15 protein-coding genes and 1 pseudogene are annotated in these 13163 nt (G+C 71.5%); 10 read left to right on the plus strand and 6 right to left on the minus strand.

The genetic code is table 11. The annotated features are described in order from the left end of the window. The first annotated feature begins 121 nt into the window (after positions 1-121). The 5 genes from ABT127_RS29120 (at position 122) to ABT127_RS29140 (ending at position 4862) form a co-directional block, all read left to right on the plus strand. Positions 122-970 (plus strand): MmyB family transcriptional regulator, encoded by an 849-nt coding sequence (locus ABT127_RS29120; RefSeq protein ID WP_351456207.1) that lies wholly within the window; start codon positions 122-124, stop codon positions 968-970. 72 nt (positions 971-1042) lie between these two features. After that, positions 1043-2083, plus strand: coding sequence for a PhlD (locus tag ABT127_RS29125; protein WP_351456209.1), 1041 nt, complete (start codon positions 1043-1045; stop codon positions 2081-2083). A 71-nt stretch (positions 2084-2154) separates the two neighbouring features. Beyond that, a complete protein-coding gene (locus ABT127_RS29130; RefSeq protein WP_351456211.1) occupies positions 2155-2823 on the plus strand; it encodes a TetR/AcrR family transcriptional regulator in 669 nt (222 codons plus the stop codon). A gap of 8 nt (positions 2824-2831) precedes the next feature. Then, complete coding sequence (locus tag ABT127_RS29135; protein ID WP_351456214.1) at positions 2832-3620, plus strand: SDR family NAD(P)-dependent oxidoreductase; 789 nt, start codon at positions 2832-2834, stop codon at positions 3618-3620. A 144-nt stretch (positions 3621-3764) separates the two neighbouring features. After that, positions 3765-4862 (plus strand): acyltransferase family protein, encoded by a 1098-nt coding sequence (locus tag ABT127_RS29140; protein ID WP_351456217.1) that lies wholly within the window; start codon positions 3765-3767, stop codon positions 4860-4862. Here the strand turns inward: ABT127_RS29140 and ABT127_RS29145 are convergent. Beyond that, a complete protein-coding gene (locus ABT127_RS29145) occupies positions 4843-5541 on the minus strand; it encodes a DUF2470 domain-containing protein (RefSeq protein WP_351456220.1) in 699 nt (232 codons plus the stop codon). The genes ABT127_RS29140 and ABT127_RS29145 overlap by 20 nt on opposite strands. A gap of 115 nt (positions 5542-5656) precedes the next feature. Between ABT127_RS29145 and ABT127_RS29150 the strand changes: the two genes are divergently transcribed. The 3 genes from ABT127_RS29150 (at position 5657) to ABT127_RS29160 (ending at position 8265) form a co-directional block, all read left to right on the plus strand. Beyond that, positions 5657-7243, plus strand: coding sequence for an FMN-binding glutamate synthase family protein (locus ABT127_RS29150; protein WP_351456223.1), 1587 nt, complete (start codon positions 5657-5659; stop codon positions 7241-7243). Between the two features lie 112 nt (positions 7244-7355). Then, the gene (locus ABT127_RS29155) at positions 7356-7643 is read left to right on the plus strand and encodes a hypothetical protein (RefSeq protein WP_351456226.1); all 288 of its coding nucleotides are present in this window, start codon (positions 7356-7358) and stop codon (positions 7641-7643) included. A gap of 220 nt (positions 7644-7863) precedes the next feature. After that, positions 7864-8265, plus strand: a complete 402-nt coding sequence (locus ABT127_RS29160; protein WP_351456229.1) for an ATP-binding protein — start codon at positions 7864-7866, stop codon at positions 8263-8265. Between the two features lie 40 nt (positions 8266-8305). On the opposite strand, the gene ABT127_RS29165 is transcribed toward ABT127_RS29160, so the two are convergent. Then, complete coding sequence (locus tag ABT127_RS29165; RefSeq protein ID WP_351456232.1) at positions 8306-8947, minus strand: MBL fold metallo-hydrolase; 642 nt, start codon at positions 8945-8947, stop codon at positions 8306-8308. Beyond that, positions 8947-10032 (minus strand): S-(hydroxymethyl)mycothiol dehydrogenase, encoded by a 1086-nt coding sequence (locus ABT127_RS29170; protein ID WP_351456235.1) that lies wholly within the window; start codon positions 10030-10032, stop codon positions 8947-8949. The genes ABT127_RS29165 and ABT127_RS29170 overlap by 1 nt, the downstream gene beginning before the upstream one ends. 120 nt (positions 10033-10152) lie before the next feature. On the opposite strand from ABT127_RS29170, the gene ABT127_RS29175 reads away from it, so the two are divergent. Further along, entirely contained in the window at positions 10153-10947 is a 795-nt protein-coding gene (locus ABT127_RS29175) for an ABC transporter permease (protein WP_351456238.1), read from the plus strand. Between the two features lie 56 nt (positions 10948-11003). Here ABT127_RS29175 and ABT127_RS29180 read toward each other — a convergent pair whose 3' ends face one another. Next, entirely contained in the window at positions 11004-11264 is a 261-nt protein-coding gene (locus tag ABT127_RS29180; protein WP_351456241.1) for a hypothetical protein, read from the minus strand. Between the two features lie 265 nt (positions 11265-11529). Continuing rightward, positions 11530-11875 (minus strand): annotated as a pseudogene (locus ABT127_RS29185) (VOC family protein). Between the two features lie 174 nt (positions 11876-12049). Here ABT127_RS29185 and ABT127_RS29190 point away from each other — a divergent pair. Further along, the gene (locus ABT127_RS29190; RefSeq protein ID WP_351456244.1) at positions 12050-12544 is read left to right on the plus strand and encodes a glutathione peroxidase; all 495 of its coding nucleotides are present in this window, start codon (positions 12050-12052) and stop codon (positions 12542-12544) included. Positions 12545-12567: 23 nt separating this feature from the next. Here the strand turns inward: ABT127_RS29190 and ABT127_RS29195 are convergent, their stop codons facing one another. Beyond that, positions 12568-13017, minus strand: coding sequence for an SsgA family sporulation/cell division regulator (locus ABT127_RS29195; RefSeq protein ID WP_351456247.1), 450 nt, complete (start codon positions 13015-13017; stop codon positions 12568-12570). Positions 13018-13163 lie beyond the last annotated feature (146 nt).

Genomic DNA, 13163 nt, shown 5'->3' on the forward strand with positions numbered 1-13163 from the left:
GCACGGCTCATCATGACGGACCGTCTGATCGTTTTCTTCGGGCAATGTTTATTACCAAAGATGTTGGGAGTATTTAGACTGCTCACGCTCAACTCAGCGTGCACGAAGAGGGATTACCGACATGAACAAGAAGGCGCTCCGCGCCCTGCTCCGCGAACGGCGCGCCCTCATAGCCCCCGAGTCCCACGGCTTCACCCGCCCCACGGGCCAGGGCCGACGCGCACCGGGCCTCTCCCAGCACCAGGTCGACCAGTTGCTGCACCGGACACTGGGGACGTACCACCGGCTGGAGTCGGGGAGCTACCCCAATCCGCCCACCGTCCTCCTGCGCGATGTCGCCCTCCTCTTCGACCTGGACGAGCAGGAGTGGGTCTCCCTGTGCCGCTACGCCCTGCTCCAGGATCCGCCCGGACCGCTTCACCAGTCGTCGGGCAAGGAGATTCCGGGCTTCTGGCAGGACGCGCTGGACAGCATGACCCACATGGCGTACGTCTCGGACGCCTCCTGGGACCTCATCGCCTACAACAACGCGTTCGCCAGGCTGTTCCCCGACCTTCGCGTGCCGGCCAACACCATGCGGTGGATGCTTCTCGAGCCCCAGGGACGGGAGCTGTTGATCGACTGGCACAACGCGTGGGCGCCCTGGGTACTGCCCCAGCTTCGTGCGGCCCTCGCCACGCGCCCGAACGACGAGACGTTGCTCCAGATCGAGAAGGAGGTCCTCGCCGATCCGGAGACCGCGGCGACCTACGAGACGGGCGCGACCCTCATCCACGCGGACGGCCACGAGCGGCCGATCCGCCATGCGACCAAGGGGCCGGGCTGGGTGTCGATCTGTGCGGCCCAGCCCATGACCGCGCCCGGATCGCGGCTGTTCATCCTGGTGTTCCGACCGGGATACCAACGACCCGTCCACCAACGGCAACTGCTCCGCGCTCCCGCCCCGATCATCGACGGCCCCGACCACTAGACGTACGACGCCGGGCGTCAAGTATTTTGAGCGCACCCCCCGCACTCCGCCCGGCACAGTGGGAGCAGTCGCATGCCCGCCTACGTTTCACCACCTCGCTCCGTCCTCGGCACTCACAAGGTCACGACGGAGGAGATAGCAGACGACATACGGGCGCACCATCGCGAGCACCCTCGCCTCGGCGCCTTTCTCCGCGTCGTCAACAACTGCGGGGTGCGCACGCGGTACTTCAGCCGGCCGCTGGACTCGCCCACCGTCTCGGGGGAAGCCGATGTGCACGCGCGCACTCGAGCGGCCTTCGACGATGCGGTCGACATGGCTGAACGGGCGGCGATCGCCGCACTCGAGGCGGTGGACCTCACTCCCGGGGACATCGACGCCATCGTCACGACCCACGCCACCGGCTATGCCGTCCCGAACCTCGACGTGCACCTCATCCACCGCTTGGGGCTGCGTCCCACCACCCGTCGCATCCCCCTGACCACCATGGCGTGCGCGGGCGGGGCGCACGCCCTGCTCCGCGCGGCCGACCTGGTGGCCCTCCGGCCGCACGAGAAGGTGCTGGTGGTGGCCGCGGAGGTGTTGTCGAGCGCGTACAACCACACGGCGGCGACCATCGAGGCCATGATCTACAAGGCGCTCTTCGCCGACGCGGCGGCGGCCACGGTGGTCAGTGCCGCTCCGCTCGGCCCCGGTCTCGCCATCGAGGACACCCTCGAATACACGCTGCCCGAGAGCTTCGACCGCTACCGGGGACGCCTGGACGTCCATGGCATGCACTTCGATTCCACGAAGCTGGCCCCGAAGGCGCCGACAGCGACCTTCCCCGCTCTGATCGGCTGGCTCGACGGTCGCCCTGTCGACTTCGCGGCGATCCATCCCGGCAGCCCGCGCATGGTGAGCGACACGGCGGACGCCCTGGAACTCGGCAAGGAGCACACCCGGCATTCGATGGACACGCTGGCCGACGAGGGCAACATCGGCGGGGTCAGCGTCCTTCGCGTCCTCGAACGTACGCACATGGCGCCTCCGGCCACGGGAAGCCATGGCGTTGTCGTGGCCTACGGCCCCGGCTTCACCACCGCCGCTCTCCACGGCCACTGGCACGGCTGATCCCCGCTTCCCAAAAAATGTCCCCCTGAGACTCATGTCCCATCGGGACACAAAGGTGTATCGTCAGAGGCATGAAGGCGAACGAGCCCACCACCCCGCCCCCTGCGGACCGCCGGCAGCTGAAGGCCCGGCGGACCCGTGAGGCACTGGCCGAGGCGGCCGTGGCCCTGGTGCTCGAGCGGGGCCTCGCGGAGGTCACCGTCGAGGCGATCGCCGAGCGCGCGGACGTCACGCGCCGCACCTTCAGCCGGCACTTCTCCGGCAAGGAGGACGCGGCGCTCGACTTCACCCGAGCGGACGGCGCCCGGATCAACGCGGCGCTGCGCGAGCGCCCCGCCGCGGAGTCCCCGCTGCTCGCCTACCGCAGGGCGGTCGCCGACTGGCTCGCCGACCGGGCGATCCCCGGCTGGCACCACCGGCCCGAGCAGCGGCTGCTGTACGCGGCCGTGGACCGCGAGCCCGCCCTGTTCGCCGCGTACGAGCGCATCCGGGTCGACGCCCAGGACGAGTCCGTACGCATCATCGCCGACCGGCTCGGCACCGATCCGGCCCGGGACCTGCGCCCCGAGGTCGTGGTCGGCGCCGCGGCCGGCGTGCTGACCGCCGCGCTGCGCACCTGGGCGCGCGACGACAGCACGGACGCCGAAGACCTCGCCGACCTGGTGGCGCGGGCCTACGACGCCCTCATTGGGGAGGCCGCCCGATCGGCGGCGACCTCCGAGGAAGCAACCAGAGAGTGACACGCACCATGAGCACCACCCCCGCCCCCGCATCGACCGACTACGCCACCGAGTTCGCCGGCAGGACCGCCCTGGTCACCGGCTCCGCCTCGGGCATCGGTCTGGCCACCGCCCGCCGCCTGGGCCGCGGCGGCGCCAAGGTCGTCATCGCCGACTTCAACGAGCAGGGCGCGAAGGAGGCCGCCGAGGCCCTCGCCGCCGAGGGCATCGAGGCCGCCGCCGTCGCCCTGGACGTGACGCAGGCCGCCTCCGTCGAGGCCGCGGTGAAGTTCACCGTCGACACCTTCGGCGGACTCGACCTGGCCGTGAACAACGCCGGCATCGGCGGACCCAGCACCCCCACGGGCGCGTACGACATCGACGCGTACAACCGCGTGATCCGCACCAACCTGGACGGCGTCTTCTACTCCCTGCGCTACGAGCTGCCCGTCATCGAGGCCGCCGGCAAGGGCGGCGCGATCGTGAACGTCGCGTCGATCCTCGGCTCGGTCGGCTTCGCCGGCTCCCCCGCGTACGTGGCGGCGAAGCACGGTGTCGTGGGTCTGACGAAGACGGCGGCGGCCGAGTACTCCGCCAAGGGCATCCGGGTCAACGCGGTGGGCCCGGGCTTCATCGACACCCCGCTGCTCCAGCAGATGGACAAGGCCGCCTACGACGGTCTCGTGGCGCTGCACCCGGCGGGCCGTCTCGGCAAGGCCGAGGAGGTCGCGGAGCTGATCGTGTTCCTGCTGTCGGAGCGCGCGTCGTTCATCGCGGGCAGCTACCACCTGGTCGACGGCGCCTACACCGCCGTCTGATCCCGCGACACCACCCCGTATCGGGCCCCCGGCGACGTTCCCGTCTCTCGTCACCGGGGGCCCTTTCCTGTCGCGAGTCATGGAACGGCCCCGGCTGGGCAGGCGGGGACCTGACCCACGCAGCAGGAGGGGCGCGGCATCTCGATGCGACAGCAGGCAGCACAGGCCACCGGCGACGGGAGCAGGGCGCGCGAGTCGTACTTCGACAACGTGAAGTACCTGACGATCGTGCTCGTCGTGTGCGGGCACGCCTGGGAACCCCTGACCTACGGCTCCCGCGCGGTGACGGCTCTCTACCTCACCGTCTACGCCTTCCACATGCCGGCCTTCGCCCTCATATCCGGTTACTTCTCGCGCAGTTTCGACATGGCGCCCCGGCGTCTGAAGCGACTGGTCACCGGTGTCGTCGTGCCGTACGTCGTGTTCGAGGTGGCGTACACGCTGTTCTACCGGTGGGCGCAGGACGATCCCGGATATCCGATCAGCCTGCTGGATCCCTGGTACCTGATGTGGTTCCTGGCCGCGCTGTTCGTCTGGCGGCTCTCGACGCCGCTCTGGCTCCAGTTGCGCCATCCCGTGCCGGTGGCACTGGCCGTGGGCACGGCCGTGTCGATGTGGCCGGGCGCGGGCGGGGACCTGGCGCTGCAACGGGTGCTGCAGTTCCTGCCGTTCTTCGTGGTGGGTCTGGTGCTGAGGCCCGAGCACTTCTCCTGGCTGCGCACCTGGCGGTTCCGGCTGGCCGCGCTGCCGGTGCTGCTCACGGCCGTCGTGGTGGCGTACCGGGTGGCGCCCTGGTTCGACGCGGGCTGGTTCTACCACCGCGGCAGCGTCGTGGGGCGCGGGGTGCCGGCGTGGGCGGGCCTGTGGGCGACGCCCGCCCTGTTCGTCCTCGCGCTCGTGCTCACCGCCTGTTTCCTGGCCTGGGTGCCGGGCCGCCGACTGTGGTTCACGGCGCTCGGCACCGGGACGATCTACGCCTACCTGCTGCACGGATTCGTCATCAAGGCCTCCCGGTTCGGGGACTGGTACGCCCACCCGTGGCTGCACACTCCGGCGGGCGAGGTGGCCGTCACCGTGGCGGCCGTCGCGCTGATCACCGTGTTGTGCACGGAGCCGGTGCGGCGCGTGTTCCGTCCGGTGGTCGAGCCGCGGATGGAGTGGGCGTTCCGCAGGCCCCGCCAGAAGGGCGCGTCCGGACAGGAGGTCCCGCGCGGGGAGAAGGTCACCTCATCCGGCGGCTGACGGACTGCGCCGAGGCGAGCAGACAGTGCATGCGCTCGGTGAGGGAACCCAGGTCGTCGGCCGGGGTGTGGAAGGGGATGCGGACGTCCGCCTGGCCGCGCGTGCGCTCCAGACGCAGCGTCAGCCCGTGCCGGTCGACGGCGAGGGGCTGGACGCGGACGACGCCGTGCAGGCTGTCGGGCGCGATCAGCCTGGTCAACTGCTCGACGGCCTCGGGGTGGGCCTCGGCCAGATGGGTGAGCAGCCGCGGCTCGGCGAGGGCGAGCGGGTCGGGGGCGGTCGCGGCGAGGTCGTCGAGGTCGATGCCGATCCGCTCGGAGCGGGTCTGCAGCACCGCCCGTGCGGGGATCAGCAGCAGTTCCTCGCCGTCCGGGACCAGCTCGCCGGAGAGCCAGACGCGGGCGCGGACCCGGTCGCGGACCGGGACGGGCGCCGCGTCGGCGAACTCCAGGAGGGTCGTGGGCCGTCCGTGCGGCGCGCACAGCACGGCCGCGGCGAGCACACTGTCCGGCGGCGGACTGATGCGTACCGTGCCGTCCTCCGCGGCGACGCGATGGGCGCCGACGAGGTCGTCCTGCCCCACATCGGTGGTGACGCCGCACGTCCACGCGGCGGCGAGCACGGAGCGCGCGCGGGCCGCCGCGGTGGGGACGGCGGTAGCGATCTGTCGGACACCCATCCGAACCTCCCTTAGGTAAGCCTCACCTAACTTAGCGGAGATCATCGTCGAGGGTCCACCCCGCCGCGCTGTGTCGGCGCGGCCGGATCGGCGCCGGGTGCGTTTGACTCGGACCGTGCGCCGTTACCTCGTGTTCGTCCTCGTCGTCGCCGCCGCGGCCGGGGCGCTGGCCCTGTCGCTGCTCGTCTCCCCCTGGTGGTGGTGCGCGGCGGGCCCGCTGCTCGCGCTCACCGCGCTGGGCGCGTGGGATCTCGTCCAGTCGCGCCATTCCGTCCTGCGCAACTATCCGCTCCTCGGACATCTGCGCTTCCTCATGGAGGCGCTGCGGCCGGAGATGCAGCAGTACTTCATCGAGCGCAACTACGACGGGCGCCCCTACGACCGGGACGTGCGCGACATCGTCTACCAGCGGGCGAAGTACGCGGAGAACCGCTCGGCCGAGGAGCCGTTCGGCACCGAGCGGGACGTGTACGAACAGGGCTACGAGTTCCTGGTGCCGTCGCTGCGGCCCGTGGACCCGCCCGAGCGTCCGCCGACGGTGCGGATCGGCGGCCCCGACTGCTCACGCCCGTACGACATGGCGCTCCTGAACGTCTCCGCGATGAGCTTCGGCGCCCTGTCGGCGCCCGCGATCCGCGCGCTCAACCAGGGGGCGGCGCTGGGCGGTTTCGCGCACGACACCGGTGAGGGCGGCCTGTCGGAGCACCACCTCGCGCACGGCGGCGACCTGGTCTGGGAGATCGGCACCGGCTACTTCGGGTGCCGCACCGACGACGGCGGCTTCGATCGCGCCAAGTTCGCCGAGAAGGCCGCGCACGAACAGGTCAGGTGCCTGTCCGTCAAGCTGTCGCAGGGCGCGAAGCCGGGCATCGGCGGGGTGCTGCCGGGCAGCAAGGTGAACGCGGAGATCGCCCGCGTACGCGGGGTGCCCGAGGGCGAGACGGTGGTGTCACCGCCCTACCACCGCGCGTTCGACACGCCACGCCAACTGGTGCTCTTCCTCGCCGAGCTGCGGCATCTCGCGGGCGGCAAGCCCGTCGGGTTCAAGCTGTGCGTCGGCTCGCGCGCACAGTTCCTCGCGGTCTGCAAGGCGATGCTCGCCGAGGGGACCGCTCCGGACTTCGTGATCGTGGACGGAGCGGAGGGCGGCACGGGCGCGGCTCCCCTGGAGTTCGCCGACCACCTCGGCATGCCGCTCACCGAGGGCCTGATCACCGTGCACAACTCCCTGGTCGGCACCGGGCTGCGCGACCGGATCCGGATCGGCGCGAGCGGCAAGGTCGCCACGGGTGCCGACATCGTCAAACGCCTGGTCCAGGGCGCGGACTTCACGAACGCGGCCCGCGCGATGATGTTCGCGGTCGGCTGCATCCAGGCCCAGCGCTGTCACACCAACACCTGCCCGGTCGGCGTGGCGACCCAGGACCCGCACCGCGCCCGGGCGCTGGACGTGCCGGACAAGGCGGTGCGCGTCCACCGCTTCCAGCGGGCCACCGTGCGCAGCGCGGCCCAGATCATGGCCGCGATGGGGGTGAGCGACCCGCGCGAACTCGGTCCCCACCAGCTGATCCGGCGCATCGCACCCCACGAGCTGCACCCCTACGCGCGCCTCTACGACTGGCTGGAGCCGGACGAGCTGACCGCCGGACCGCCGCCGGCCTGGTCGGCCGACTGGACGGCCGCCGATCCCGACCGGTTCTGAGCCCGACCGGTTCTGATCCCGCGCGCCACCCGCATGCACCAACTCCACGCGAACGGGGGGTGAATATGCCATCCGCCCACGCGGCCCGGACCGGACGGGCATCATGCGGCCCATGGACGGTACCGCGCTCCTGCGGGAGCTCTTCACGCCCGACGAGTACGACGCGGTCAGCAGACACGCGGACCACCTGGGTGTGACAGTCATCGAGTACGTTCGCCGCTCGGCCGCGGAGCGGGCCCTGGAACGGCTGCACCTGACCGAGGACATAGAGGCGCAGGTCCCGCAGCCGGGCAAGCCGTCGATTCCCCAGGTGGAGCGGGCCCGCTGCGGCGACGGCGCGTCCTCGCCGGCCCTGGAGCGCTTCCTCGACGCGCTGGCCCACCCCACAGAGAGCGACTGAGGCTGTCTGATTCCGCCGGATGCGGGCAGGTGAAGGACAGGACATCGGTGTAGGCCGGCCGGTGGCCGAGCCCTCGAGACGAACCTGCATGGGGATCAAGTTCTCCGGGAATGGGCCTCGTTGTCGCAGTAGGGCGCAGTACGGCAAGACCCACTGAGGCCGTACAGGTCGTACGAGGCCACAGAGGCCTGAAGGCTCTTGGAGAAAGGGAGTGATCGTCATGCGTGCGTTCACGGACGCCCAGGGGCGTACCGCACGCGTGGAGTATCTGATGCCGCAGGGGTCCGGGGCCCCTCGTCTGGCCCGCCGACTGACCCGGTCGTTCCTGGCCGGGTGCACCGACGACACGGCGGCGGACGCGGAGCTGGTGGTGACGGAACTGGTCACCAACGCCAACCGGGCGTCCGACAGTTGCTGCCGGATGAGCCTGCGCATCGACGCGGACGAGCTGACGGTGGCGGTGCACGACGACGGTCCGGGGCTGCCCCGCCTGAAGCCCGCGTCGCAGTCCGCCGAGTCGGGCCGGGGAATCACGCTGGTCCGTGCACTGGCCCGGCGCTGGAGCGTGGAGCCGCATCCGCAGGGCGGCAAGACGGTGCGGGCGGTACTCGCACCTTGCTGAGCACCGCCCGCGGACCTCGTCTCCCCGCGGTTCTCGCCGCTCAGTGACCCCGCGAGATCCAGTCGTCGAGGTCGGGCGCCTCCGCCCCGATCGTGGTGCTGTCACCGTGTCCGGTGCGCACGACGGTCTCGGGAGGCAGCGTGAGCAGCCGCTCGCGGATCGAGTCGATGATCGTCGGGAAGTCGCTGAAGGTGCGTCCCGTCGCTCCCGGTCCGCCCTTGAAGAGGGTGTCGCCGGTGAAGACCGTGCCGAGGGCGGGTGCGTACAGGCTGACCGCACCGTGGCAGTGCCCCGGGGTGTGCAGCACGGTCAGCTCGACGCCCGCCACGGTGAGCCGCTGCCCGTCGGCGAGTTCGGCGTCGGGCCCGCGGTCCGGGTGCGTGCGCTTCCACAGGTCGAGGTCCGCCGGGTGCAGCAGGATCGGCGCGCCGGTCCGCTCGGCCAGCGCGGGCGCGGCGTCGATGTGGTCGTCGTGGGCGTGGGTGCACACGACGGCGACGAGCCGGCGGTCGCCGACGGCGGCGGCGATGGCGTCCGCGTCGTGCGCGGCGTCGATGACGACGACCTCCTCGTCGTCACCCACGAGCCATACGTTGTTGTCGACGTCCCAGGTGCCGCCGTCGAGGGAGAACGTCCCCGAGGTGACCAGGTGCTCGATGCGCGCGGTGCTGCTGTCCGCCATCAGAACACCACCACCGAGCGCAGCACGTCACCGTGGTGCATCCGCTCGAACGCCTTCTCGACGTCCTCGAGCGCGATGGTCTCGGTGACGAACGCGTCTAGGTCGAGGCGGCCCTGCAGATACAGGTCGATGAGCATCGGGAAGTCACGCGAGGGCAGGCAGTCGCCGTACCAGGACGACTTGAGCGCACCGCCGCGCCCGAACACGTCGAGCAGGGGCAGGTCGATGCGCATCTCGGGCGTGGGCACGCCGACGAGGACGACGGTGCCCGCGAGGTCGCGCGCGTAGAAGGCCTGTTCGTACGTCTCGGGGCGGCCGACGGCCTCGATGACGACGTCGGCGCCGAAGCCGCCCGTGAGCTGGCGCACGGCCTCGACCGGGTCGGTGGTGCGCGAGTTGACGGTGTGCGTGGCGCCGAGCTTGCGGGCCGTCTCCAGCTTCTTGTCGTCGACGTCGACAGCGATGATCTTCGACGCGCCGGCCAGCTGGGAACCGACCACCGACGCGTTGCCCACACCGCCGCAGCCGATGACGGCGACGGAGTCCCCGCGGCCGACCCCGCCGGTGTTGATGGCGGCGCCGATGCCGGCCATCACGCCGCAGCCGAGCAGTCCGGCCGCGGCGGGCGAGGCGGACGGGTCGACCTTGGTGCACTGGCCGGCGGCGACCAGGGTCTTCTCGGCGAAGGCGCCGATGCCGAGCGCCGGGCTCAGCTCGGTGCCGTCGGCCAGCGTCATCTTCTGCTTCGCGTTGTGGGTGTTGAAGCAGTACTGCGGGCGGCCCCGCAGACAGGCCCGGCACTGCCCGCACACCGCGCGCCAGTTGAGGATCACGAAGTCACCTGGCTCGACCTCGGTGACCCCCTCCCCCACGGACTCGACGACGCCTGCGGCCTCGTGTCCGAGCAGGAACGGGAAGTCGTCGTTGATCCCGCCCTCCCGGTAGTGCAGATCGGTGTGGCAGACCCCGCACGCCTGGACCTTCACGACGGCCTCGCCCGGACCGGGATCCGGCACGGTGATCGTCTCGATCGCCACCGGAGCACCCTTCGCCCGTGCGATCACGCCCTGCACCTGCTGCGCCATGACGGTCAGCCTTCTTTCTCTTCGCGGTTGCCGCACACGTTCTTACGTCCCCCATCCTCACCCATGATCATGACGCGGCACAGTTCCGGTGCGCGGGCACGGCCGTTCTAGGCTGCCCGCGTGCCTGCTCCCGTCGCCGCCGCGACCACGCTGCTGCCCGTCGGCACCACCTTGGCGGTGGTCCTCGTCGCCCTGCTGCTGGTGGCCGCCGCGGTGGCCGCCGTCTTCCGGCTCGCGCCCGACGCCTCCTGGCGCCGCGCCCGGGACATCGCGACGGCGGGGGTGCGGGCCGCCCTGCAGCTGGGTGCGGTGTCGCTGGTGATCGGCTGGGTGGTGCGGCACGGAGCGGCGCTGCTGGTTTTCGTGCTGCTCATGTTCGCGGTGGCCGCGCGGACGGCGGGCCGCCGCATCACCGCGGGCCCCGGCTGGGCCTGGGCGGCCCTGCCGATCGCGGTGCCGGTGGCGCCGGTCGTCGGCGCCCTGGTCCTCTGCGGGCTGGTCCCGGTGCGGGGCATCGCCCTGATCCCGGTCACCGGCATCCTCATCGGCGGCGCGCTCACGGCGACGGTGCTGGCGGGCGGGCGCGCCCTCGACGAGCTCGCGGCGCGCCGGGGCGAGGTGGAGGCATGTCTGGCCATCGGCCTGCTCCCGCACGAGGCGCGCCTGGAGATAGCCCGCCCGGCGGCGTCGGACGCGCTGCTGCCCGGCCTCGACCAGACCCGCACGGTGGGTCTGGTCACCCTGCCCGGAGCGTTCGTCGGCATGCTGCTGGGCGGCGCGTCGCCGGTGATGGCGGGCGCGGTGCAGCTCTTCGTCCTGGTCGCCCTCTTGGCGGTGCAGGCGATCGCGGTGGCCACGACGGTGGAACTGGTAGCGCGCGGCCATCTGCGCCGTCCGCCGGTGGCGAGCCCGTGAAGCGGCCCCGGGCCTGCTCTTCGTCCCGGCTCATGCGTGCCTGACCCCGCGCCGCCTCACCCGGCCCCGTACTCGTGCGGACGCCCGCCGCGCCACTGGATGACCGGCGAGTCCCCGAGCACGAGCTGATCGGCGTCGTCGAGCCCGGCGCGGCGCAGGAACTCGATCACATCCCGGTCGCTGTGCGCGAGCCCGAGCCGCACGGCACCGACGGTGACCCGGCGGCCTCCGCCCGGCGCCGGACGCTGCACGACTATCTCGGGAAGCCCGTCGTCCGCCGAACCGCCGCCGGAGCCGTCGCCCCGCTCCCCCGTCACGAGCGACCGGTCCCTTGCCGCGCCCTGCGCCGCAGCTCGGCCTGCTCCCCGGGACTGAGCCGCTCGCCGGCCAGCACCCGGGACAGGTGCAGCAATCGCCGCCGCAACGCGGTACGGCCGGGCTGCCGCGCAAGTCGCTCGTACGTCTCGGTCCACTCCCGCTGTGTCTGGACAAGGTCATCGGTGACGGAGTTCCGCATGTCCTCAATAGAGCACGTGTTCGATTTTCGGTGCAAGCGGACGCTCCGGACGGCCGTACGACGGGCTAGCTCTCCGGCGCCAACGTGCGCAGGACGCAGAACTCGTTGCCCTCCGGGTCGGTCATGACCACCCAGCTCCGGTCGGACCCCTGACCCACATCGGCGAGGGCGGCGCCCAGGCCGAGCAGCCGGGCCACCTCGTCGTCCCTGGTGCAGTCGATCGGGCTGACGTCCATGTGGAGCCGGTTCTTCACGGCCTCGCACGTCCTCGACCGTCGGCACCCACGAACCGATCTCGACCTTGCCGTCGCTCCGGTCGATCACTTCGAAGCCCACCACCGCGCACCAGAACGCCGCGAGCCTCTCCGGGTCGTGGCAGTCGACGACAACTTCCGTGAACCTGCTTGTCATGTCTCTCCTGGGCAGCGCGCTCGGATCCTGCGTTGATCGGCACAAGCAAGCCCCGGCCGACCCATGCCGCGCAAGGGGTTTCGAGCGCCCGGTCCGGGCGCCGGACCCGTGCGGCGGCGGACCGGGCGCAGGCCCCTTCCCTCCGCGGCCCGATCACGGCGTACGCTCCGGATCATGTCTGTCTACGAGAGCATCCAGATCGCTACGCTCCAGGGCGGCGACGCCGACCTCGCGCAGTACGAAGGCAAGGCCGTCCTGATCGTCAACGTCGCTTCCAAGTGCGGCCTCACCCCGCAGTACACCGCGCTCGAAGAACTCCAGAAGCAGTACGCGGCGCGGGGCTTCACCGTGCTGGGCGTGCCCTGCAACCAGTTCATGGGGCAGGAGCCCGGCAGCGCCGACGAGATCGCCGAGTTCTGCTCGGCCACGTACGGCGTCACGTTCCCGCTGACGGAGAAGGTCGACGTCAACGGCGACGACCGGCACCCGCTGTACGCGAACCTCGTGGGGACCCCGGACGCCGAGGGGCACACCGGTGACATCCGCTGGAACTTCGAGAAGTTCCTCGTCGGCCGGTCCGGCGATGTCGTGGCCCGTTTCTCGCCGCAGACCGCCCCGGACGCGCCCGAGGTCGTCGCCGCCGTCGAGAAGGAGCTCGGCGCCGCCTGACGCCCGCGCCCGCCGCGGACGTCTCAGGTGACCGCCCCGCCGTCGTCGGGCCCGAAGAAGGCCTTGAGTGTGCGGCGGACCTGGTCCGTCAGGTCCTCGTCACCGGCGGCCACGAGCGCGTACGAACGCCGCAGGAAACGCCGCAGGGCCGAGGTGCCGAACTCGACGACCGCCAGGCCCCGCGGCGCGTGCAGCTCGACGGCGGTACGGGCCCGGCCGCTCGGCCAGACGTGCACGTCACCGGTCCCCGCGGGGGCGCGCAGGCCGTCGTCGAGGAGCGAGCGGGCGAAGGCCCAGGTCACCTCGGTGCCGGTGAGGGTGAACGCGGCCGGGAACACCAGGCTGATCGCCAGCGGGTCGGACGAGGCGTAGCGCAGGGCGACGGTGAGGCCGCGTTCCGGTGCGGCGTTCCCGGCGGTGACGAGCCGGGCGCGGGTCGGTTGCTCCAGCGTGACGGGGAGGGTGGTCGGCATGGCGGGCTCCCTTTCTGCTGCTGCGCTACGGCTTCCCGATGCCGGTTCGACGCGGCGGCCGGGAGACGCGTTACGGCGTTCCGCAAAAAGCCGGTGTGACCTGTGCCACTCACTCCTCCATCATCCGGCATAAACCGCGAAACCGT

The organism is Streptomyces sp. NPDC001904, assembly GCF_040297005.1.
In the GTDB taxonomy this organism is placed as follows: Bacteria; Actinomycetota; Actinomycetes; order Streptomycetales; family Streptomycetaceae; genus Streptomyces.

What these genes read in the sequence shown, in the direction of transcription:
- ABT127_RS29120 (WP_351456207.1), top strand. Translation starts at nt 122, where the DNA reads ATGAACAAGAAGGCGCTCCGCGCCCTGCTCCGCGAACGGCGCGCCCTC.
- ABT127_RS29125 (WP_351456209.1), top strand. Translation starts at nt 1,043, where the DNA reads ATGCCCGCCTACGTTTCACCACCTCGCTCCGTCCTCGGCACTCACAAG.
- ABT127_RS29130 (WP_351456211.1), top strand. Translation starts at nt 2,155, where the DNA reads ATGAAGGCGAACGAGCCCACCACCCCGCCCCCTGCGGACCGCCGGCAG.
- ABT127_RS29135 (WP_351456214.1), top strand. Translation starts at nt 2,832, where the DNA reads ATGAGCACCACCCCCGCCCCCGCATCGACCGACTACGCCACCGAGTTC.
- ABT127_RS29140 (WP_351456217.1), top strand. Translation starts at nt 3,765, where the DNA reads ATGCGACAGCAGGCAGCACAGGCCACCGGCGACGGGAGCAGGGCGCGC.
- ABT127_RS29145 (WP_351456220.1), bottom strand. Translation starts at nt 5,541, where the DNA reads ATGGGTGTCCGACAGATCGCTACCGCCGTCCCCACCGCGGCGGCCCGC.
- ABT127_RS29155 (WP_351456226.1), top strand. Translation starts at nt 7,356, where the DNA reads ATGGACGGTACCGCGCTCCTGCGGGAGCTCTTCACGCCCGACGAGTAC.
- ABT127_RS29160 (WP_351456229.1), top strand. Translation starts at nt 7,864, where the DNA reads ATGCGTGCGTTCACGGACGCCCAGGGGCGTACCGCACGCGTGGAGTAT.
- ABT127_RS29165 (WP_351456232.1), bottom strand. Translation starts at nt 8,947, where the DNA reads ATGGCGGACAGCAGCACCGCGCGCATCGAGCACCTGGTCACCTCGGGG.
- ABT127_RS29170 (WP_351456235.1), bottom strand. Translation starts at nt 10,032, where the DNA reads ATGGCGCAGCAGGTGCAGGGCGTGATCGCACGGGCGAAGGGTGCTCCG.
- ABT127_RS29190 (WP_351456244.1), top strand. Translation starts at nt 12,050, where the DNA reads ATGTCTGTCTACGAGAGCATCCAGATCGCTACGCTCCAGGGCGGCGAC.
- ABT127_RS29195 (WP_351456247.1), bottom strand. Translation starts at nt 13,017, where the DNA reads ATGCCGACCACCCTCCCCGTCACGCTGGAGCAACCGACCCGCGCCCGG.